This is a genomic window from Rhodanobacter sp. B05 (assembly GCF_002001085.1).
Taxonomy (GTDB): Bacteria; Pseudomonadota; Gammaproteobacteria; order Xanthomonadales; family Rhodanobacteraceae; genus Rhodanobacter.
Genome location: NZ_MUNU01000003.1, coordinates 17,171 through 35,406, shown reverse-complemented (window position 1 = coordinate 35,406; position 18,236 = coordinate 17,171). Strand labels below are relative to the sequence as shown.

The window sequence follows — 18,236 nt, the reverse complement described above, 5'->3', positions numbered from 1 at the left end:
CAGCGGACGCATCAGCCCCTCGGCCAGCGCCACGCGTCGACCACGATCAGCAGCGACAGCACGACCTCGATCACACCCAGCGTGATGTAGAACCACCAGGCGCCGGCATGGTCAGCAACACGATCGCCGTATAAAACAACCCCAGCACGATGTTCAGCCAGCGACACCATCGCGGCGCCAGCGCCAGCGACAGGAACACCATCAGCCCCGGCACCGCCAGCAACAACGCCGTGGCGGTCAGCGAACCCTCGCTCACCGGCCCCACCGGGCCCCGGCCAGCCAGTATGCCCTGCAATTTGCCCGGCACGTACAGGCCGAAGTAGTCGCCGTAGATGTAGCAGAACATCAGCGCCGCCCACAGCGCCGACAGCTTGAATCGCACATGCACCTGGATGTCATCCAGCGCAATGGTCTTCATGCCGGGCGCTCCGTCGAATGTTGACTCGCAATGGTCGAGGAACCCGGATTCGTACGCTGGTCTGCGCTGCGAACTCGCGCGCCCACGATCAGCAGCCACAGGCAGGTACCCACCTCGCCCAGCGCTGCAGGCAGGTGCACGTAGTTGGAGAACGCCATGTCCGCATATCCGGGCAGCAGCAAATCGCCACCCACATCGACCAGATAACCCATGCCGCCCAGGATCAGCAACACACCGAACAGGCGTGGCAGCAGACCGCTCCTGATCACCAGGAAGCCGAACGGAAACAGCCAAAGCCCCCAGAACAGGCTGGCCACGAAGATGTCATGGCTCCATGCGTTCAGCGAAAACCGCGCCATGGCGTGCGCCGTATCGAGCGGCAAGCCGCTCGCGTCCGTCAGCAGTTGCAATGCATCCAGCCGATGCGCCACGCCGACCAGCGCAATCGGTACTGCCGTGACCGCCAGCGCCACCATTGCCACCGCCGCACCGCGATGCATGCCGCCGAACAACCGGAACAGCAACAGCGGCAGCAGCAGGAACGCAGCCTGCTCGATGATGAAGGATGCGATGCCGGCACGGACCAGGTACTCGTGCGCCACGATGTTGTTCAACAAGGCTTGCGGGTCGCCCGCTGTGGCGATCTTTCCGGGTACATAGCCGAGACTGAAGAAACCGGTCACGACCACCACCAGATAGACCAGCCCCGCCCACCGCGCCGTCCTGCTTTCGCTGGTCATGCCATGCCCTCTGCGATCCATCAGCTGGCCCCGGCGACCATGAGCGGCCAGTATCCATGCAGGGGAATCGGCGCAATGAGTGCCGGAAGTAACGCGGATCCGGACGCGGCATTTCGCGTCTGTCGCGAGGCCGCCCGCATCCGGTATGCCAGCGTCTTTGCCGTCCCCGCGGACGGCGCACGCTATGTGGGCGAGCAGTGGCCATCGTGGACGAAGGGCATGCATGACGCGCGGCTTGCGGCGCTCACGCCGGGACAGGCGATCGCGTCGGTCAGCGGGGTAACCTGCGCGGTACCTTGAGCCTGTCGAAGAGATGCAAGCCGCACTCTCCCATCGACTACCTCCGGCCCGCACGGCGCGCCACTGATGTCGCCATCCCGACCAGCCCCGCGTGCCAACCCGGGCAACTTCGACCTCAGCCGCCGTCCTTGCGATAAATCCGGCCACTCTTGACCACAAAGTCGATCTTGCGGGTGTTGCCTATATCGTGCGTCGGGTCGGCGTTCAACACCACCAGATCGGCGCGCTTGCCGGGGGTGATCGTACCGCGTTGTGCCGACTGGCCCATCGCCGCCGCGCTGATTTGCGTGGCGGCACGGATCGCCTCGATTGGCGTAAATCCGCAGTGCTCGACCAGCAAGGCCATCTCCGAGTGCACCAGCGGCAACGCCTTCAGGTTCGGACCCTGCGCGCCGTCGGCAAGCCCCGAGCTGTCCGTGCCCACGTCGACCAGCACGCCTTGCTGGTGGGCGAGGCGGGTGACCGCATAGCTCCACGGCATGATGCCGGCACCCACCTTGCCGGACGCATGCTTCGCCTCCTCCAGGAACGGCAGCAAGGTGGCGTCGAGTATCGTGCCGCGCTGCTTCATCGCCTTGAACAGCGAGACGATCTGCGGCGCGTCCGGCCGGATATGCGTGAAATCACCCAGCGCGCGCACCCGGTAGTCATCCGGCACCTTCGGCGCGGCCGCCCAGACCAGGTAGGGACTGTGCGAAATGGTATCGACTCCCGCGTCCACCGCTTCGGTCGGGGTGGTCGGGAAAATCGTCGCGTGCGTCCACACGCGCAAGCCCTGCCGATGCGCCTCGGCGGTGATCTGCCGGACCAGGTTCGGCGGCAGGTTGGCGTAAAGCTTGAGTGCGGTCGCCCCGGTACCCTTCGCTTCGGCCACGGCCAGCCGGATATCGGTGTCCGGGCCGATCGCCTGCATCCAGGGCGCAAAGCCCAGCCGCTCGCCCGCGGACGCCTCCTGCGCACGCACGTCTTCGGCAAAGAACGTGGGCCCGGCCATCAGCGCCACGTAGTAGATATCCGGCGACGCCAGCGCATCCGAATTCGCCTCGCCGGCGAGGTAGGCAATCAGGCGATCGTCGCCCGCCATGTCACGGATGGCGGTGACGCCGCCGCGCAACAGTGCCTGCAGATGCGGCACGTAGTGCGCGAAATCCGGCTCGGCGCCGGTAAGGTGCACGTGCGCATCGATCAGGCCGGGGATCACATAGCGACCGCTCAGGTCTTCCACCTTCGCGCCCGTGGGCGCCGGCTGGCTGCCGTCCGGATAAATCGCGGCGATGCGACCGCCTTCGACGAGGATGGTCATGTTCGGCTTCGCCGGCGTACCGGTGCCGTCGATGATCGCCACGTGGGCAAGCAGCAAGGCCGGTTCGGCGGCAAGCGCCGCCCCGGCCAACGCGGACAGGGCCAGCGACACAAGGCACGTCATCAGAATTTTTGCAGACATCCAGGTTCCCCTTGGCTATGCAGCGGGTTGCGTGAACTGGCCCTTGGTGGGCTGCGGGCAAATTCACGAGCGCGTTGGTATCGAGTGAATCATCCGCATTGTGCCCCGGCCATTTCCTGTCGGCCAGCGCGACCGGCGCCAGGGGATCCTTCACGGCATCCGCAGCGACTTCCGACCGACCAGGCCCCGGCCGTTACCCGCAACGCAGGCGCGTTTGGTAAAGTCGCGATTCAAGTCCTGGCAGCAGACCACCCACCATGTTCCGGTCACACCTAACCGAACCGCTGGTGATGCTGGCGACCGTCCTGCAGTGGCTGGTGCTGTCGATCCTGACCGGCGCCGTGGTCGGCACGGGCTGCAGCTTCTTTCTGCATGTACTGTTCGCGGTCGCCGGACATACCTATACGGCACCGCTCTGGCTGCAGATGACCTTGCTGCCGGCAGGCGGGCTGCTGAATGGCCTCCTGCTTCATTACGGCAACCGGCTGAACCGCACCGGCCTCAAGGATTCGGTGATCATTTCGGTCAACGACCAGCACGGCCGGTTGCCATGGAAGACATTCTGGGTGAAGCCCGTTGCCACGCTCATCACCCTGGGCTGCGGCGGCTCCGCCGGCAAGGAAGGCCCCTGCTCCCACCTTGGTGCAAGCATCGCCTCCGGCATCGGCGAACTGCTGCACCTCAACTCCGAGCTGCGCAGGCGCCTGGTGGCATGCGGCGTGAGCGCAGGCTTTGCGAGCGTGTTTGGTACCCCCATCGCCGGAGCCATCTACGGCGTCGAGGTGCTGGCCATCGGCCGCATCCGCCACAATTTCCTGTTTCCGGCGATCGTGGCGGGCGTGACCTCCTACGAGGTCAGCCGTTTCTGGGGCGTGCCTTATCCGCACATCGACATCTCGTTCGCCGGCGTCTTCACCGAATGGCTGTTCCTGAAAACCGTGGCGATCGGCATCCTCTGCGGCGCCGTGGCATGGATCTTCATCGAGTTGCTGCATGGGGCGAAGCGACAGTTCACCCGGTTGCGCGTTCGCTTCGCGATCTGGCCACCTCTGGTCCCCTGCATCGGCGGCGTGGTGCTGGCGCTGCTGATCCTGGTGATCCCCAACGATTACATGGGCCTCAGCCTGCCGCTGATGGATCGTGCACTGCAGGGGCAACCGATGCCCTATCTGGGCTTTTTGTGGAAGGCGCTGCTGGTCGCCATCACACTGGGTTCGGGGTTTTATGGCGGCCTCATCACCGAGCAATTCGTGATGGGCGCCGTGGCCGGCGGCGCCTTCGCCCATCTGTTCGGCATGCACGCGGCGCTGGGCGCGGCCGTGGGGCTGGTATCCGTGGTCGCGGCAGCATCCAACACCCCGATCGCGGCGATCCTGATGGGCGTCGAGATGCTTGGCGGCGAGAGCATCCTGTATGTCTCCGGCGCCACGATTGCCGCCTATCTCATCGTCGGCCACCGCAGCGTATATCCCGAACAGCAGCTCGCCGCCACCAAGACCTCGTGGATGACCGCCCGCGCCGACGTCCCGGTCAGCCAGGAAAAAGTGCGCCTGTCCAGCGAATTGCTGGACTGGTGGCACGAGCGGCGAAAACCTGCGCGACGCGGGCACGACAAGCCACCGGAGGACGGCTTGTAGCCAGCCACGACACGGCAGCTCCGCCAACTCCGTGGCCATGCCGCTTGCGTCGTTCCGCCCGAATACGCGCAACGCGGCGGCCTGGCGCGGATCCGGATCCTGCCGGGCCGGAACGATATTCCGCTATCGCATCTGCGCCGCCTGCACTTCGGCCGCGAGGTTGGCCGTGTCCTTGCGAGTTGCAACGAGAACCATCTTGCTCACGCTCAACGTGGACATCCATGAGCGAAGGTTCTGCAACAACATGTCCGAATGCAGATAGGCGGCAAGAATCGCGGCGGCTTCATCCTCGCCGATCGGCGCCGGACAATCGATCAGCTCCTGATTCGCCGCGTTGCTTGCGTTGCCCTCCCGGAAGCATCAGCTCCAGATGTACTGCTGCACGTGCCAGGGCGTGAGCCCGCGTATCTGTACCCGGTACGCTGGATCGTGACGGAGGATGCTGGCCGTGACGCCGGTACCGGCGAGCTGGTAATAGCCGGCCAGTTGCTTGCGCAGCCCTTCCTGCTCAACCAGGGCCAGTCCCCCACCATCGCGCATCTCGGTATAGGCGGTGTCCTGAAGCTCGAAAGGCATCATCTGGCTGGCCTGGTACCAGGCCAGCATGGTCTTCCAGTTCGAGCCGCCCACGCGTTGCCCGGTTTCTCCGTTGGCGATGGCGGCCGTGCCGTAGTCCGACACCTTTTTCCAGAACACCAGCGTGTTGTCGATGTTGTGTTGATCGACGATCAACTCGGCATGAAGGCGCCGGTAGTAGCCATCCGCGCGTGCATGATCCATCCGATCCTGGTTCCAGTTGCTCACCTGCGGCGCGATCAGGACGCCGACGACGACGATCGCGAGTTCGATGACCGCTGCCATCCAGTCGTATTCGCGCAGGCGCAATGCCAGCTTCATCGCTCTCATGCACATCCCCCGATCAGGCGTGGCACACCTCGCCTGCCGCTCCCGGCAATGATCCGCAAAAGGGACAGGGGCACCCGCAAGCGGGGCCGTATCGACGGTCGGCATGCCGCTGAGGATAAAACCAGGGTGCCAGAGACATTCATGGTAGTGATGAATAGTGTCTCTGGCACCTTGGTTTTTATGTGGCGAACGCGGATCAGGCTCGGCGGATACCGCGGCGATGGCGAGCAATCCACTTCAGCCAGGGTGCCAAGTGGAAGACACTCATCAGCCCATACATCAGCACCATGCTGCTCAGTGGCGAGACGCCGTGCGCGGCTGAGCAAGGCATATCCATCGGACCGCGGCCGAAGACACCGGTCAGCAGCGCCATGAGGGCGAACGTCGGCGCAGCCGCGAGGCCCAGCCAGTCGACTGCGCGGAAGGAAACCGCATCGCCGCCTCCCTGACCGATGGCGGCACAGACACCTGCGTCAGCATGCACCTCGCCCACGTCCTCTCTCCCGCCATGAAGCATCTTTGCACCACCGCCAGGACATGACTCAACGCTGGTCATACTCGTCGTGACGGCGCCACCACATGCCCGTCTCGTTGCGTCCCCTGGGGGCATGATCGAGCCACTGGTACATGCCCCAGAGGCCGTCCAGTCCGCGTGCATAAGTGGAATAAGTGTGATGGACGACGCCATCCGCGAGCACGAAGGCGCTCATGCCCGGCCGCTGGCGCAGATAGGTGGAGACGTCGGTTCCGGTCATGATGGCGTTCTGGACGGGCGGCGATTCGTCGCCCGCTTCCTTGCCCATCTTGAAAGGAATTTGCGACGCTGGCGGCTCACGTCGATAGTTGTACTCGATGCCTCCCTCGCGCTGTTGTTCCTCGGTGAACGAGGCGTTGAAATCGGCGTTGAAATCACCGTCGAACGAAGACGCCCACGGAAACGTCCAACCCATGCGCTGCTTGTACGCCTGCAGCTTGGCGAACGGCGCCAGCGACACCGCCATCAACATGACGTCGTGGTTCGCCAGGTGGATCGCAAAGCCATTGAATCCGTCCGCGATCGACGAGCAGGTGGGACATCCCGCCTTGTAGTCGGGCCCGAACATGAAGTGATAGACGAGCAGCTGCGAGCGCCCCTTGAACAGATCTGCCAGCGAAGCGCTACCTGATTCGGTCTCGAAACGATAATCCTTGTCGACGCGCACCCACGGCAGCGCCTGCCGTTGCCGCGCCAGCTCGTCGCCGCGCCGGGTGAACTCCTTCTCCGCCTGGAGCAGCTCAAGCCGCGCTGCCAGCCATTCCTCACGTGTTCCAGTCTTGTATGTAGTCATCGCTGCTCTCCTTCCAGAATTCAGGCTGCGATCGGTGCGTTGCGCGCGTAGCCAGTCGCCTGGTTGCGCAAGGCCGCCTGGAAGGCTGGCCGCGCCTCGCAACGCTTGACGTAGGCATCGAGCCGCGGGATTCCGGCCAGCAGATCCGTATGCCGGATGAACCTCAGCGCGGTGGCCATCAGGATGTCGGCCGCCGTGAAACGACCCAGCAGATAATCGCGACCGTCGAGACATTCGGACAGTGCGGCCAATCGAGCCTGTACCTCGTCAACTGCCCCGGCACGCCGCAGCTTTGCCCATGCCTCGTCATGGTTCAGCTGATCGATCACGAACAGATTCCACAGCGGCGGCTCGACGGTATTGAGTGCAGCGAACATCCAGGTGAGCGTTTCGGCGCGCTGGTCGGCTGACATGAGCGCTTTGCACTGTTCGGCGATGGCATGGACGATGGCGCCCGATTCGATCAAGGTTCCGTCACTGGATTCGAGCACGGGCACCATGCCGAACGGATGCTTGCGTCGATAGGCAGCGGAGTTCCGTTCCTCGATGCCGATCCACCGGCTTTCATAGGCAAGCCCCGCCTCTTCGAGCGCCCAGCGCGCGCGCAGGTCACGCACCAGTCCCTGGGCAAAAGGCGGCACCCAGCTGAAGCCCCACACGGCAATCTTTTCCATCTTGTTTCTCCTCGCATTCACGTGATGTCGGTACCGGTTGTCGCCGGCACCCTGGTTGGTGAGCGTGAGATAGACTGCGGCCGGGCCATCCAAGGGTGGGAGTGACAAGTGTGGCGGGATTCAAACAAGGCTCGCTGAAATGGACTCCCTGATCACGGCCGCGGCACGTGCGCTCGCGGCGGGTGACCCGCTCGGCGCATTGAAGCGCGTCGCCTTGCGCGACGATGCGCCGGCGCTCGCACTGCGCGGCATCGCGATGGCCCAGCTTGGCGATTTCGCGCGTGCGAAGGCGCTCTTGCGCCGCGCCGCGCGCGCCTTCAATCCGCACGAAACCATGGCCCGCGCACGCTGCGCCGTCGCCGAGGCCGAGATTGCGCTCGTTTCGCGCGACCTCGGCGAACCCACGAAGGCGCTCGATGCCGCGCTGGCCACGCTGGAAGCGCACGGCGATCACGCGAACGCCGCGTATGCGCGCTATCTCCAGGCCCGCCGACTGCTGCTGATCGGACGTCTCGACGACGCCGAGCGCACGCTCGCCGAACTCGACCCGGCCGCGTTGCCGCCCGCGTCGCGGGCCTCCTGCGAACTGGTCGTCGCGGGCATCGCGATCCGTCGCCTGCGCACGGCGCCGGCACGCGCCGCCCTCGTTCGAGCCGAACAGGCGGCGCGCCAGGCTGGCATTCCGGCGCTGATGGCGGAAGTCCAAAACGCCTTCCGCGTGCTGGAGCTGCCCGCTGCACGCCTGATCGCCCACGGTGGTGAACGGCTCCTGCAGCTCGACGAGGTCGAGACATGGCTGACCTCCACCGCATTCGTCGTCGACGCGTGCCGCTACGTCGTGCGCGATGCGCGTTCAATGATTTCGCTGGAGCGGCGCCCGGTGTTGTTCGCGCTGGCACGGATCCTGGCCGAAGCGTGGCCCGGTGATGTGCCACGCGCCACGCTGATCGCACAAGCCTTCCGCACGAAGCATGCCGACGAATCGCATCGTGCGCGCTTGCGCGTCGAAGTCGGGCGCCTGCGCACCCAGCTTCGCACCATGGCCGACATCAGTGCGACGAAGCACGGCTTCACCCTGGCGCCACACTACGCCAGCGAGGTCGTGGTGCTGGCCCGGCCCGTCGACGACGCGCATGCGGCGGTGCTTGCCCTGCTCGCCGATGGCGAAGCATGGTCGAGCTCGGCGCTGGCACTGGCGCTAGGCACCAGCCAGCGCAGCGTGCAGCGCGCACTCGATGCGCTAGCCGCCGCACACAAGGTGGACTCGTTCGGTCGCGGCCGGGCGCTTCGCTGGTTGACCCCGCCCGTGCCGGGATTCCCGACAAGCTTGTTACTCCCGGCACCCTTCCCCGGCGATTAGGATGGATGCATGAAACGATCAAACGCGGAAATCATCAGCGAATACGGCCCCTTCCCGGGTATCGGCGAAGTGCATGGCGTCACCTATGACGGCAAGCGCGTCTGGTTTGCCACCGGCGATGCACTGGCTGCGTTCGATCCGGCCAGCAAGGAAGCACCTCACACGATCGATGTCGCCGCGCACGCGGGTACGGCCTTCGATGGCCGCCACCTGTTCCAGATCGTCGAGAACAACATCCAGAAGATCGACCCGACGACTGGCCGCGTGCTCGCCACCATCCCGGCGCCGGGCGCGGGTGGCGACTCCGGGCTCGCCTGGGCCGAGGGCTCGCTCTGGGTCGGACAATACCGCGAACGCAAGATCCATCAGGTCGATCCCGAAACCGGGGCGATTCTTCGCAGCATCACGAGCGACCGTTTCGTCACCGGCGTCAGCTGGGTCGACGGCGAGCTGTGGCACGGCACGTGGGAAGGCGACGAAAGCGATGTGCGCCGCATCGACCCCGCCACCGGCGAAGTGCTCGAGAGCCTGAAGATGCCAGCCGGTGTCGGCGTGGCGGGACTCGAATCCGATGGCAGCGACCGCTTCTTCTGTGGCGGCGGACGCAGCGGCAAGGTCACCGCCATCCGCCGGCCCAAAAGCCGGGCCAGTTCACGCTGAAGTCTTCTCAAGCCTGGACATTGTCCAGAAACGTTGCCGACGGGACGAAGAACAATGTGCCGGTGACGGCCTTGCTGAAATCCAGCAAACGGTCGTAATTGCCTGGCGGCTTGCCGACAAACATGTTGACGAGCATCTGCTCGATCCGGCCCGGATCGCGCGCGTAACCGATGAAACAGGTACCGAACTCGCCCTTGCCTGCATCGCCGAACGGCATGTTGTCGCGCACGATCTGCAACTGCTCGCCATCCTTCTCGATGTTGGTCAGCACGTTGTGCGCGTAGGGAGCCTTCGCGGTATCGTCCTGCTCGATATCCGACAGTTTCGCCCTGCCGATGATGCGTTCCTGCTGCTCCACCGGCACCGTGTTCCACGCCTTCAGATCATGCAGGTACTTCTGCACGATGACATAGCTTCCACCGGCAAAGCCGGCGTCCTCGTCGCCGATGATCGCCGCGTCGATGGCAGCCTGGTCCACCGGATTCTCGGTGCCGTCGACGAAGCCGAGCAGATCGCGTTCGTCGAAATACTTGAAGCCATGCACTTCGTCCGCCGTCGAGACGGCGTCGCCGAGGCGCGTCATGATCCGGGTCGCCAGCTCGAAGCACAGGTCCATGCGCATGGCTCGGATATGAAAGAGCAGGTCCCCCGGTGTGGCGACCGCATGGTGCTGCCCCCTGATCTCGCGAAACGGGTGCAGATCAGCGGGTCGCGGTTTCCCGAAAAACCGGTCCCAGGCGTCCGACCCGAAGGCCATGACACAGGACAGGCGGCCATCAGGTTCGTGGAAACCCACCCCGCGCAGGAGAGACGCCAGATCACCACAAAGCGCTCGCACCGCCGGTTCATGGTGCGGCTCGGGATGCAGCGTCACCACCAGAAAAATGGCGGCACTCGTCAGCTTGGCGACAACCGGTTGCGGAATGACGGAAGACACGATCCACCCCTTGCGAATGGTTTTCCCCAGTATGAACGGGGCTGAATGGATTTCCAAAGCGGGCTGATACCCGGTTTCAAAATAATGGGGTCGACAGCACCACGCCCCCATGTCGATCCTGCATGCGCCCGTTCGTCGCAGGCAAGAGGGTGGCCATACCGGCCACCGCCGAGGAGACAGCCATGTCCTACATCGATGGTTTCGTGATCGCCGTACCCAACGCCAACCGCGCGCAGTTCATCGCGCACGCCAAGACCTTTGACGCCGTTTTCATGGAGTTCGGCGCCACCCGGGTGGTGGAGTGCTGGGGCGACAACGTGCCCGACGGCAAGCTCACCGATTTCCGCCGTGCCGTGCAGGCAGAGAAGGACGAATCCGTGGTGTTCTCCTGGATCGAATGGCCTGACAAGGCCACCCGCGATGCCGGCATGGAGAAAATCATGAAGGATCCGCGCATGCCGGAAGCCAGCAAGATGCCTTTCGACGGCAAGCGCATGATCTTCGGCGGCTTCATGCCGGTGGTAAGCCTGTCCGCATAGTTGCGGCAGATCGATATACGCTCTGGCAACTTGCCCTGCAAGGCAGGATCCGATCCTCTGCAAAGGAAACCGTCATGGCCGGCAACACCCTCCGTCTTCACCGCGTGCTGCGTGCTCCGCCCGAGCGGGTCTACCGCGCCTTCCTCGATGCCGATGCGATCGCCAAATGGCTTCCGCCGAACGGCTTTACCTGCAAGGTGCACCAGTTCGACGCACGGGTCGGCGGCGGCTACCGGATGACGTTCACCAACTTCTCCAGCGGCAATGGCCACAGCTTCGGCGGCACCTATCGCGAGCTCGTGCCGGGCGAGCGCATCCGCTACGACGATCGCTTCGAGGACCCCGACCTGCCTGGCGAGATGACCACCACCATCACTTTCCGCGCCGTTTCCTGCGGCACCGAAATGCATGTGGTGCAGGAAGGCATACCCGAGATGATCCCGGTCGAGCTGTGCTACCTGGGTTGGCAGGAATCGCTGGTATTGCTCGGCAAGCTGGTGGAGCCAGAAATTCCGGACTGACTTGCAGGCGGCCCTCGGCCCTGATGGCGTTATTCCCGCGCGAACGGAAATCCAGGTGGCTGTTTCGCAAGATCAAGTCGATGCGATCGCCCACGGCCACGGTCGATCACCCTGGCGGAGGGCCCCAAAATTGGGTAGGCCGGAAACGGAGGAGCCCCCGCAAACGGGGGCTCCGGTTTTTCCGGTGCTGGCAATTCAGTGCTGTTGCGCATTCGCACTGGCGTCGCCGGTGGGCTGCACCGAAGTCGAGATGCCGTCGCGGGCGGAACCGTGGGCACTGGCCCGGGCGCCGGCCCGGCCGCTGGCGTTGGCCGAGCCACCCCTGCCGGAGGTCGAGCCGGCGTTGCCGTTCGCGTTGCCGTTGGCTGCACCCGAGCCGGACACGTCGACCGTCTTGTCAGCAGCGCCGCGCAACGCACTGGATGTCGGCGACAGCAGGCCCGGTTGCGTGGTCGGTGCCTGCGCATTCGCGGCGTTACCCGACGACCGGTTTGCAGTGCTCGCACCGGTCGAGGTCGCCTGCGACGTGGCGCCGACGGCGTCCGTGCCGAGCGAGCCGGCGGTTTGGGCCGACTGGGTGCCGGTAGCGGTGGCTTGCCGGGCCACGCTCAGGCCGGCAGTGGCCGAGCCTTCGGCCGCACCTTCGGCATTCGCGGACGCGTCGCCGGCCACGTTTTGCGCGCGGTTCAGCGCATCCTGGGCACCGCGTTTGGCCATCGAGACGGCTGAACGCGACTGGCCGACGGCCTGGCCCGCGGCGCCAGCTACGGCATCGCGTGCACCTGAAGTGTCGACTGCGCCCGCCGCCGACGAGCCCAGTTGCCCGGTGCCGCCCAGCGCAGCGCTGTTGCTGTTGCCGTTGCCGGCGCTGGCACCAGTCGCACCGGTGAGGCCGCCGGCGGCGTCAGCAGCGGCCTGGCCGTTCACCTGGCGGGTGGCTTGTGCAGCGGTGTCCGTCGCCGAAGCGGCGGCCGAAGTGGCGCGTTGATGCAGGCGCTCCGCACGCAGCGCGGCAGCCCGCTGGTTGATGTCGGGAGCATGGAGGTTGCCCATGCCACGCGCGGAACCGTCGAGCCGGCCACCCATCTGGCCCATCGTTGAATTGAGCGAACCGGCCAACCCGCCACTACCCGTGATGCCACCGGGAAGCGCACCGCCACCCAGAATCTGGGCGTGCGCCGGGACCATCACGGCCAGGGCAAAGGCACCGGCGAACAAGGTGATGCCGAAAGTCTTGTTGTTGAGCGTCGTGTTTCGCATGGGGGACCTCCTGCCTGCGGCGAATCCGCGGCTTCCGGGGTCCTGTACGTTCGCGCCCCGGGGATCCTTCCATGCCAGCAGGCTTCGGTTGGGGCGCGTTCAGATTCAGGGCGACAGCAGGCCGTAGCCATAGCGCGGGTCGTGGCCCGGGGCGCCGAGGTGGCGGGCCTCGCCGACCAGTTGTCGCTGCACCTGCGCCGCAGCGCCATCGCGAGGCGCGTCCAGCAATTGGGCGGCTTTTCGCGCCACGATCGGCGCCGCGAACGAAGTACCGCGCAATGCGTTGCGGCCGCTGCCGACCACACCAGACGCGCAGAAATCCACCTGGTCGCCGCTGCCGGACTCGGGCAGCACGCGATCATGCGCGTCGACACCGCTGACACCGATCACGTCCGGATAGGCCGCCGGGAACAGCGGCGGTGCCGCGGGTCCATCGTTGCCGACTGCGCTGACCAGCACGTGGCCACGCGCGATCATCGCCTGCACCGCGCGCGCGAGCACCGGGTTGTCGGGTCCGACCAGGCTGATGTTGATCACCGCCACGCGTTCGCGCGCCATCCACGCGAGCGCGTCCACGAGATTCGAGATGGCGCCGCCGACCGCGTCGCCGCACCACAGGTCGGCGGCATACAGCGTGACCGGATCACCGTCGACGAGGCGCGCGGCGACCGCGGTGCCGTGCCGCGACGGATTCGTCGTGCTGCAGCCATGCCGTTCGATGTGCGCACGCGCCAGCGCGGGATCGGCCGGGTCGACGCCGCCATCGATCAGTCCCACGCGTCGTGTCGCTGCGCCGGACGATGGAGCCGCCGAGCTGGTTGCGCGGGCCACCTCGCCCTGGCCCGCGGGCAGGTAGAGGTGCTGGTAGGTGAACGTCGCGTCCGGTGCGGCTCGCTGCAAGGCGCGCATGGCCCTGGCCGTGCTGCGACTGCGGGTGTCGTGCAGGACTACGAAATCCAGGCCCAGCGTCGCGTCCGCCGGGGTTTCGCGAGCCACGCTGAAACCTGACGCCCGCACGGCATCGAGTTGCGCGTCCGACAGACCCATGGCGAGAAATTCGTGGCGCAGGATCGGCGCACCGTGGGGGTCGATGCCAACGCGCCTGGGTTCTTCGCGCAGCAGCGCGTCGATCTGCAACCTTCGCGTGACGGCCAGTGACCCCCGCAGCAGATCGTCGACGCTGCGCAGGGGCTGCGCGGGAGCGACAACGGGCAAGCCCACGCCGGGAACCTGCACGCCGGGCAGACCCTGCACCGGGCCGAGCACCTGCGCCTGCGCAGGCATCGCACCGGCCACCGCAAATGCGATGGCCAGCAGCGGAACGAGCACGGCGAACGGACGGCGCAGAGACATGGCCAACGGCCTCGGGAGCAACGGGGCCGGATGCTAGCATGGGCCCGCTTTACGCCCTCGGACTGCGCCGATGCGCACGAGGGAAGGAATCCTCCCCTCCAGGCGTAATGGAAGGTGATGCGTGAATTCGAGCGATGCCGTGCGCGAAGGACTGATCCCGCTGTTGCCGCGCCTGCGTCGCCTGGCGCGGGCGCTGGCAGGACAGGTTGCCGATGCCGACGACCTGGTGCAGATCGTGCTGGAGCGCGCACTGGCCCGGTCCGCGCAGTGGCAGCCGGATGCCGCGCTGGACAAGTGGGTATTCGCGATCGCGCGCAACGCCTGGCGGGACGAGCTGCGTGCACGCGGCCGGGCACAACACCTGTTCGCGCCCGAGGAAGCTGGTGAGATGGCTGCCGACCGCGCCAGTACACAGCCGGCGCAACAACTGGAACTGGCAATGGCACTGGCAGCGCTCGCGCCGGACCATCGCGAAGTGGTGGCCCTGGTGCTGGTCGAGGGCATGTCATACGGCGAGGCCGCCGCGTTGCTGGAAGTGCCGGTGGGCACCGTCACCAGCCGCCTGGCCCGCGCCCGCGCCACCTTGCAGGCCCATCTTGGGAAAGACACATGAACCCGATCGACGACGACACCTTGCAGGCTTACGTGGACGGCGAACTCGATGCGGCGGGTAGCGCACGGATCGACGCCGCGCTGGCGCACGACGCCGTGCTCGCCCGCCGCGTGCAGCACGCGCGCGACGTGCGTGCGCAGCTACGCGCCGCATTCGATCCGGTGCTTGACGAGCCGGTGCCGGCGCACCTGTCCGCCTTGTTGCAGCCGCCATCCGCGCAGACCGCGATAGCGGCCACGCGGCTCGGCATGCCTGCGGGCCGACATGGCACGGGCGCGACCCGCCGCCGTGCGATCCGTCGCCGGTTTGTGCCAGGTGCCGCGCTGGCCGCATCGGTGGCGCTGCTCGCCGTGGCTTTGTGGTGGTGGTGGCAGCCCGGCGGCGACATGGTGCGCATGCAGGGCGGCCAATCATTCGCCGCGGGCACCTTGACCCATGCGCTCGACGAGGCGCTGGCGAGCGAACCGGATGCGCATGCCCCGGTCGCCATCGGCCTGAGTTTCCGCAGTACCGACGGGCGCATCTGCCGCACCTTCGTGCTGCGCGCCCCGCCGGCGCGAGCCGGCCTTGCCTGCCACGAAAATGCGGGCTGGGCGTTGCTCGTGCTCAGCGCGATGGCCCCGTCGGAAGGCGGCGAACTGCGCCAGGCGGCGAGTACCTTGCCGCCCGCGGTGGAGGCCGCGGTCGACGCGCGTCTGCGCGGCGACGTCTTCGATGCGCAGCAGGAGCGCGCGGCGCGTGATGCCGGCTGGCATCAACTGCCTTCGCTTCAAGAGGACGGAAAAACGAGGCCATGAACCTAAATGCATCGGCCTCGAAACAAGCGCGACCCAGCGCTCGCACTGGCTAAGGAAGGTCCATGGTGATTGTGGTGACGAGCGCGTTCGGCAACGGCAAATCGAGCTTCGGGCAAGCGCTGGCCGCGACGCCGGGCTGGGATTTCCTCGAAGGAGACGACATGCACCCACCGTCGAACGTCGAAGAAATTCGCGCCGGCACCGCACTCGACGACAGCGATCGCCGCCTGGATCAGCGTCAGCCCGACCACGCCAGGCGTGCGCTCCAGCACGTGAAGGCTCAGATGCGCTTCGAGCTACTGCTCTCATGGCTGATCGCGGTCAGCGTGACAAACAGCCCTCTGGCTGTGGTCTTGAAACCGGATCGGCACGGAATCCCGCTTTTCGATCAGGCGGGTGTCCTTCGACTCCGGCCTTTTCCCGGGGTGGGTGGCGCATGACCTCCATCTCCCGTGGTTTCCCAGACGCTACCATACCGACACTGCAGCACGGCACCGCCACCAGCCCGGCAACATCATGATCCCGAAATTGCCTCCGCTCGCCGAAGTACTCGACCTGATGCCCGATGCAGTCTGCGTCGTCGATGCCGAAGGCCATCTCCTGTACGTCAATGCGAGCTTCGAGCGCATCCTCGGCTACACCCCCGATGAAGTACTTGGTCGGCGAATATTCGAGCTGGTCCATCCCGACGACCGCGCGGCGACCATGCAGCAGGCCGCACATGTAACGGCTGGAGAGCTGCAGCGCCACTTCCGCAATCGCTATATCCACAAGCATGGTCACAGCGTGGACATTCAATGGTCGGCCCGCTGGCTGCCCGAGCACGGCGTGCGTATCGGGGTGGCCCACGAGGTGACCGAGCTGCGCCACGCCGAGCGCGAGCTTGAGCATCGCGCCAGCCACGACTCGTTGACCGGATTACCCAACCGCCGCCGGTTGCGGAGCGAACTGCAATACGCCATCACCCACGCGACGCAAACCGGCGATGGGTTGTCTGTGCTCTACCTGGACCTGGACGGCTTCAAGGAAGTCAACGATCGGTGCGGGCACGACGCCGGCGACCGCGTGCTGCACGAGGTCGCACAGCGGCTTCAGCAAAGCCTTCGACAAGGCGACCTCGTCGCCCGTGTCGGTGGCGACGAGTTTGTGGCGTTGCTGCCCGGCTGCAGGGATATCAGGGCAGCCCAGGCCATTGCCGACGGTATCCGTGCCCGGCTGAGCCCTCCGTACACGCTGCCCGATGGCTTGTTCCGGCTGGATGCCAGCATCGGCATTGCCTGTTTCCCGGCAGACGGCAGCGACCCGGACGCCCTGCTGACGCACGCCGACCGCGCGATGTATGCGGCCAAGCGCCGTAGGTAGCCATGCGGTGATGCCGGCTTCGCGTGGGACGATGCAGATGGTCCCGATCCATCCCCGGAATCGCAAACACTTTTCGCCAACAATTGGACTGACCCGAGTTTTGCGTGTCGATCTGCGCGCCGGTCGTTCGTCGAAGAGAATGAAGGGCACCCTCCCCGCCCTGAACCCGGAGAACCCGCATGGTCAGCAAGAACACGATTTGCCTCTGGTATGACGGCACCGCGCTGGATGCCGCCACGTTCTACGCCAGGACGTTCCCGGACAGCGCCGTGGGCGCTGTCCATCGTGCTCCAGGCGACTACCCTGCCGGCAAGCAGGGCGATGTGCTGACGGTCGAGTTCACCATCATGGGCATTCCGTGCCTGGGCTTGAACGGCGGCCCCGGGGTTCCGCATACCGATGCGTTCTCGTTCCAGGTGGCGACCGACGACCAGGCCGAAACCGACCGCCTGTGGAACACGATCATCGACAACGGCGGCCAGGCCAGCGTCTGCGGCTGGTGCAAGGACAAGTGGGGGCTGTCGTGGCAGATCACCCCGCGCGTCCTGACCGCCGCGTTCACCGACCCGGACCCTGCCGTCGCCAAGCGCGCGTTCGACGCGATGATGACAATGACGAAAATCGACATCGCCGCAATCGAGGCCGCGCGGCGCGGCTGACGAACGCCCGTTCGTCCCCGGATCGGGTCCGGGGCAGGTTCTGAGCGCAAGCCGAAGGCTGCTCGCGAAAAGTGGCCATGGATGGCCACGGCTTTGAGGCGCGAGGAAGTCCAGGGACATGTGGGGGCCAGGCCGCACCGCACATCATCGCAACCAACAACACAAAGGAGAAATCCGTGAGCAAACAAGTATTCATCAACCTCCCTGTCGCCGACCTCCCGAAGTCAATCGCCTTCTTCAAGTCACTCGGTTTTTCACAAAACCTGCAGTTCACCAACGACACTGGCACATGCATCGTCGTCAGCGACACGATTTCCGTCATGTTGCTTACGCACGTCAGGTTTCGTGACTTCACGCCCAAGGCCATCTGCGACACCAGCAAGGCCGTCGAAGTTTTGCTCAACCTAAGTTGCGAGAGTCGTGATGAGGTGGATGGCCTCGTTGCCAAAGCGCTTGCCGCGGGCGGTTCGACCTACGACGAGCCGGAAGATCTCGGCTTCATTTACTCGCACAGCTTTGTCGACCCGGACGGCCATGGGTGGGGGATCTTCCACATGAGCGCCATGCCGGAACAGAAATGACCTGCATGTTCAACCACGAATACCATGCGGCCTGACAACCGCGTGCACCGGATGCTCAACCGGCGGCGCCGTGCTTGCCGATTTCGTGCATCGCTCCAATCAAGTACGGCCAACTATTCAATCAAGCCAATCCGCCCTGTTTTCCCA

At 65.6% G+C, this 18,236-nt stretch carries 22 protein-coding genes; 12 read left to right on the top strand and 10 right to left on the bottom strand.

Going from position 1 to position 18,236, the window contains the following annotated elements; genetic code table 11:
- Positions 1 to 70 precede the first annotated feature (70 nt).
- Complete coding sequence (locus B0E47_RS00230) at positions 71 to 418, bottom strand: DUF6326 family protein (RefSeq protein ID WP_254422752.1); 348 nt, start codon at positions 416 to 418, stop codon at positions 71 to 73.
- Positions 415 to 1,158 carry a DUF4386 domain-containing protein gene (locus B0E47_RS00225; RefSeq protein WP_077511306.1) on the bottom strand — a complete coding sequence of 248 codons (744 nt, stop codon included), beginning with the start codon at positions 1,156 to 1,158 and terminating at the stop codon, positions 415 to 417. The genes B0E47_RS00230 and B0E47_RS00225 overlap by 4 nt, the downstream gene beginning before the upstream one ends.
- A 75-nt stretch (positions 1,159 to 1,233) precedes the next feature.
- Between B0E47_RS00225 and B0E47_RS00220 the strand changes: the two genes are divergently transcribed.
- Positions 1,234 to 1,458, top strand: coding sequence for a hypothetical protein (locus B0E47_RS00220; protein ID WP_139351283.1), 225 nt, complete (start codon positions 1,234 to 1,236; stop codon positions 1,456 to 1,458).
- A gap of 115 nt (positions 1,459 to 1,573) precedes the next feature.
- Here B0E47_RS00220 and B0E47_RS00215 read toward each other — a convergent pair whose 3' ends face one another.
- Positions 1,574 to 2,884 carry an amidohydrolase family protein gene (locus B0E47_RS00215; RefSeq protein WP_168170983.1) on the bottom strand — a complete coding sequence of 437 codons (1,311 nt, stop codon included), beginning with the start codon at positions 2,882 to 2,884 and terminating at the stop codon, positions 1,574 to 1,576.
- A gap of 275 nt (positions 2,885 to 3,159) precedes the next feature.
- On the opposite strand from B0E47_RS00215, the gene B0E47_RS00210 reads away from it, so the two are divergent.
- Positions 3,160 to 4,539, top strand: a complete 1,380-nt coding sequence (locus tag B0E47_RS00210; protein ID WP_077511300.1) for a chloride channel protein — start codon at positions 3,160 to 3,162, stop codon at positions 4,537 to 4,539.
- Between the two features lie 360 nt (positions 4,540 to 4,899).
- On the opposite strand, the gene B0E47_RS00205 is transcribed toward B0E47_RS00210, so the two are convergent.
- The 4 genes from B0E47_RS00205 to B0E47_RS00190 form a co-directional block, all read right to left on the bottom strand.
- Positions 4,900 to 5,445 carry a hypothetical protein gene (locus B0E47_RS00205; protein ID WP_168170982.1) on the bottom strand — a complete coding sequence of 182 codons (546 nt, stop codon included), beginning with the start codon at positions 5,443 to 5,445 and terminating at the stop codon, positions 4,900 to 4,902.
- Positions 5,446 to 5,641: 196 nt separating this feature from the next.
- Positions 5,642 to 5,938, bottom strand: a complete 297-nt coding sequence (locus tag B0E47_RS00200) for a hypothetical protein (protein WP_217318870.1) — start codon at positions 5,936 to 5,938, stop codon at positions 5,642 to 5,644.
- 49 nt (positions 5,939 to 5,987) lie between these two features.
- The gene (locus B0E47_RS00195) at positions 5,988 to 6,773 is read right to left on the bottom strand and encodes a DUF899 domain-containing protein (protein WP_077511296.1); all 786 of its coding nucleotides are present in this window, start codon (positions 6,771 to 6,773) and stop codon (positions 5,988 to 5,990) included.
- Between the two features lie 20 nt (positions 6,774 to 6,793).
- Positions 6,794 to 7,447: a glutathione S-transferase family protein gene (locus B0E47_RS00190; RefSeq protein WP_077511294.1), complete on the bottom strand. Its 654-nt coding sequence runs from the start codon at positions 7,445 to 7,447 to the stop codon at positions 6,794 to 6,796.
- Positions 7,448 to 7,586: 139 nt separating this feature from the next.
- Here B0E47_RS00190 and B0E47_RS00185 point away from each other — a divergent pair, with 139 nt between their 5' ends.
- Both B0E47_RS00185 and B0E47_RS00180 read left to right on the top strand, forming a co-directional pair.
- Complete coding sequence (locus B0E47_RS00185; RefSeq protein WP_077511292.1) at positions 7,587 to 8,807, top strand: helix-turn-helix domain-containing protein; 1,221 nt, start codon at positions 7,587 to 7,589, stop codon at positions 8,805 to 8,807.
- A 9-nt stretch (positions 8,808 to 8,816) separates the two neighbouring features.
- Positions 8,817 to 9,467: a glutamine cyclotransferase gene (locus tag B0E47_RS00180; protein ID WP_077511290.1), complete on the top strand. Its 651-nt coding sequence runs from the start codon at positions 8,817 to 8,819 to the stop codon at positions 9,465 to 9,467.
- 7 nt (positions 9,468 to 9,474) lie between these two features.
- Here the strand turns inward: B0E47_RS00180 and B0E47_RS00175 are convergent, their stop codons facing one another.
- Complete coding sequence (locus B0E47_RS00175) at positions 9,475 to 10,515, bottom strand: Dyp-type peroxidase (RefSeq protein ID WP_254422751.1); 1,041 nt, start codon at positions 10,513 to 10,515, stop codon at positions 9,475 to 9,477.
- Positions 10,516 to 10,586: 71 nt separating this feature from the next.
- On the opposite strand from B0E47_RS00175, the gene B0E47_RS00170 reads away from it, so the two are divergent.
- Together B0E47_RS00170 and B0E47_RS00165 are read left to right on the top strand one after the other, a co-directional pair.
- Entirely contained in the window at positions 10,587 to 10,943 is a 357-nt protein-coding gene (locus tag B0E47_RS00170) for a DUF1428 domain-containing protein (RefSeq protein WP_077511465.1), read from the top strand.
- A 74-nt stretch (positions 10,944 to 11,017) separates the two neighbouring features.
- Positions 11,018 to 11,464, top strand: coding sequence for an SRPBCC family protein (locus tag B0E47_RS00165; RefSeq protein WP_077511286.1), 447 nt, complete (start codon positions 11,018 to 11,020; stop codon positions 11,462 to 11,464).
- Between the two features lie 195 nt (positions 11,465 to 11,659).
- Here the strand turns inward: B0E47_RS00165 and B0E47_RS00160 are convergent, their stop codons facing one another.
- A complete protein-coding gene (locus B0E47_RS00160) occupies positions 11,660 to 12,724 on the bottom strand; it encodes a hypothetical protein (protein WP_077511284.1) in 1,065 nt (354 codons plus the stop codon).
- Between the two features lie 105 nt (positions 12,725 to 12,829).
- Positions 12,830 to 14,077 (bottom strand): S8 family serine peptidase, encoded by a 1,248-nt coding sequence (locus B0E47_RS00155; protein ID WP_077511282.1) that lies wholly within the window; start codon positions 14,075 to 14,077, stop codon positions 12,830 to 12,832.
- Positions 14,078 to 14,198: 121 nt separating this feature from the next.
- Between B0E47_RS00155 and B0E47_RS00150 the strand changes: the two genes are divergently transcribed.
- The 6 genes from B0E47_RS00150 to B0E47_RS00125 all read left to right on the top strand — a co-directional run bounded on the left by B0E47_RS00150 (position 14,199) and on the right by B0E47_RS00125 (position 18,089).
- Positions 14,199 to 14,690: an RNA polymerase sigma factor gene (locus B0E47_RS00150; RefSeq protein WP_077511280.1), complete on the top strand. Its 492-nt coding sequence runs from the start codon at positions 14,199 to 14,201 to the stop codon at positions 14,688 to 14,690.
- Positions 14,687 to 15,487: a hypothetical protein gene (locus tag B0E47_RS00145; protein WP_077511278.1), complete on the top strand. Its 801-nt coding sequence runs from the start codon at positions 14,687 to 14,689 to the stop codon at positions 15,485 to 15,487. The genes B0E47_RS00150 and B0E47_RS00145 overlap by 4 nt, the downstream gene beginning before the upstream one ends.
- A gap of 62 nt (positions 15,488 to 15,549) precedes the next feature.
- A complete protein-coding gene (locus B0E47_RS00140) occupies positions 15,550 to 15,927 on the top strand; it encodes a hypothetical protein (protein WP_077511276.1) in 378 nt (125 codons plus the stop codon).
- Between the two features lie 76 nt (positions 15,928 to 16,003).
- Positions 16,004 to 16,849: a diguanylate cyclase gene (locus B0E47_RS00135; protein WP_077511463.1), complete on the top strand. Its 846-nt coding sequence runs from the start codon at positions 16,004 to 16,006 to the stop codon at positions 16,847 to 16,849.
- Positions 16,850 to 17,028: 179 nt separating this feature from the next.
- Positions 17,029 to 17,508 carry a VOC family protein gene (locus B0E47_RS00130; RefSeq protein ID WP_077511274.1) on the top strand — a complete coding sequence of 160 codons (480 nt, stop codon included), beginning with the start codon at positions 17,029 to 17,031 and terminating at the stop codon, positions 17,506 to 17,508.
- A gap of 176 nt (positions 17,509 to 17,684) precedes the next feature.
- The gene (locus tag B0E47_RS00125; protein ID WP_077511272.1) at positions 17,685 to 18,089 is read left to right on the top strand and encodes a VOC family protein; all 405 of its coding nucleotides are present in this window, start codon (positions 17,685 to 17,687) and stop codon (positions 18,087 to 18,089) included.
- Positions 18,090 to 18,236 lie beyond the last annotated feature (147 nt).

Coding starts and splice junctions, on each gene's coding strand:
- B0E47_RS00170 (WP_077511465.1), top strand. CDS start 10,587: ATGTCCTACATCGATGGTTTCGTGATCGCCGTACCCAACGCCAACCGC.
- B0E47_RS00140 (WP_077511276.1), top strand. CDS start 15,550: ATGGTGATTGTGGTGACGAGCGCGTTCGGCAACGGCAAATCGAGCTTC.
- B0E47_RS00175 (WP_254422751.1), bottom strand. CDS start 10,515: ATGGGGGCGTGGTGCTGTCGACCCCATTATTTTGAAACCGGGTATCAG.
- B0E47_RS00160 (WP_077511284.1), bottom strand. CDS start 12,724: ATGCGAAACACGACGCTCAACAACAAGACTTTCGGCATCACCTTGTTC.
- B0E47_RS00180 (WP_077511290.1), top strand. CDS start 8,817: ATGAAACGATCAAACGCGGAAATCATCAGCGAATACGGCCCCTTCCCG.
- B0E47_RS00195 (WP_077511296.1), bottom strand. CDS start 6,773: ATGACTACATACAAGACTGGAACACGTGAGGAATGGCTGGCAGCGCGG.
- B0E47_RS00225 (WP_077511306.1), bottom strand. CDS start 1,158: ATGACCAGCGAAAGCAGGACGGCGCGGTGGGCGGGGCTGGTCTATCTG.
- B0E47_RS00165 (WP_077511286.1), top strand. CDS start 11,018: ATGGCCGGCAACACCCTCCGTCTTCACCGCGTGCTGCGTGCTCCGCCC.
- B0E47_RS00205 (WP_168170982.1), bottom strand. CDS start 5,445: ATGAGAGCGATGAAGCTGGCATTGCGCCTGCGCGAATACGACTGGATG.
- B0E47_RS00210 (WP_077511300.1), top strand. CDS start 3,160: ATGTTCCGGTCACACCTAACCGAACCGCTGGTGATGCTGGCGACCGTC.
- B0E47_RS00145 (WP_077511278.1), top strand. CDS start 14,687: ATGAACCCGATCGACGACGACACCTTGCAGGCTTACGTGGACGGCGAA.
- B0E47_RS00220 (WP_139351283.1), top strand. CDS start 1,234: ATGAGTGCCGGAAGTAACGCGGATCCGGACGCGGCATTTCGCGTCTGT.
- B0E47_RS00130 (WP_077511274.1), top strand. CDS start 17,029: ATGGTCAGCAAGAACACGATTTGCCTCTGGTATGACGGCACCGCGCTG.
- B0E47_RS00215 (WP_168170983.1), bottom strand. CDS start 2,884: ATGACGTGCCTTGTGTCGCTGGCCCTGTCCGCGTTGGCCGGGGCGGCG.
- B0E47_RS00135 (WP_077511463.1), top strand. CDS start 16,004: ATGATCCCGAAATTGCCTCCGCTCGCCGAAGTACTCGACCTGATGCCC.
- B0E47_RS00230 (WP_254422752.1), bottom strand. CDS start 418: ATGAAGACCATTGCGCTGGATGACATCCAGGTGCATGTGCGATTCAAG.
- B0E47_RS00185 (WP_077511292.1), top strand. CDS start 7,587: ATGGACTCCCTGATCACGGCCGCGGCACGTGCGCTCGCGGCGGGTGAC.
- B0E47_RS00190 (WP_077511294.1), bottom strand. CDS start 7,447: ATGGAAAAGATTGCCGTGTGGGGCTTCAGCTGGGTGCCGCCTTTTGCC.
- B0E47_RS00155 (WP_077511282.1), bottom strand. CDS start 14,077: ATGTCTCTGCGCCGTCCGTTCGCCGTGCTCGTTCCGCTGCTGGCCATC.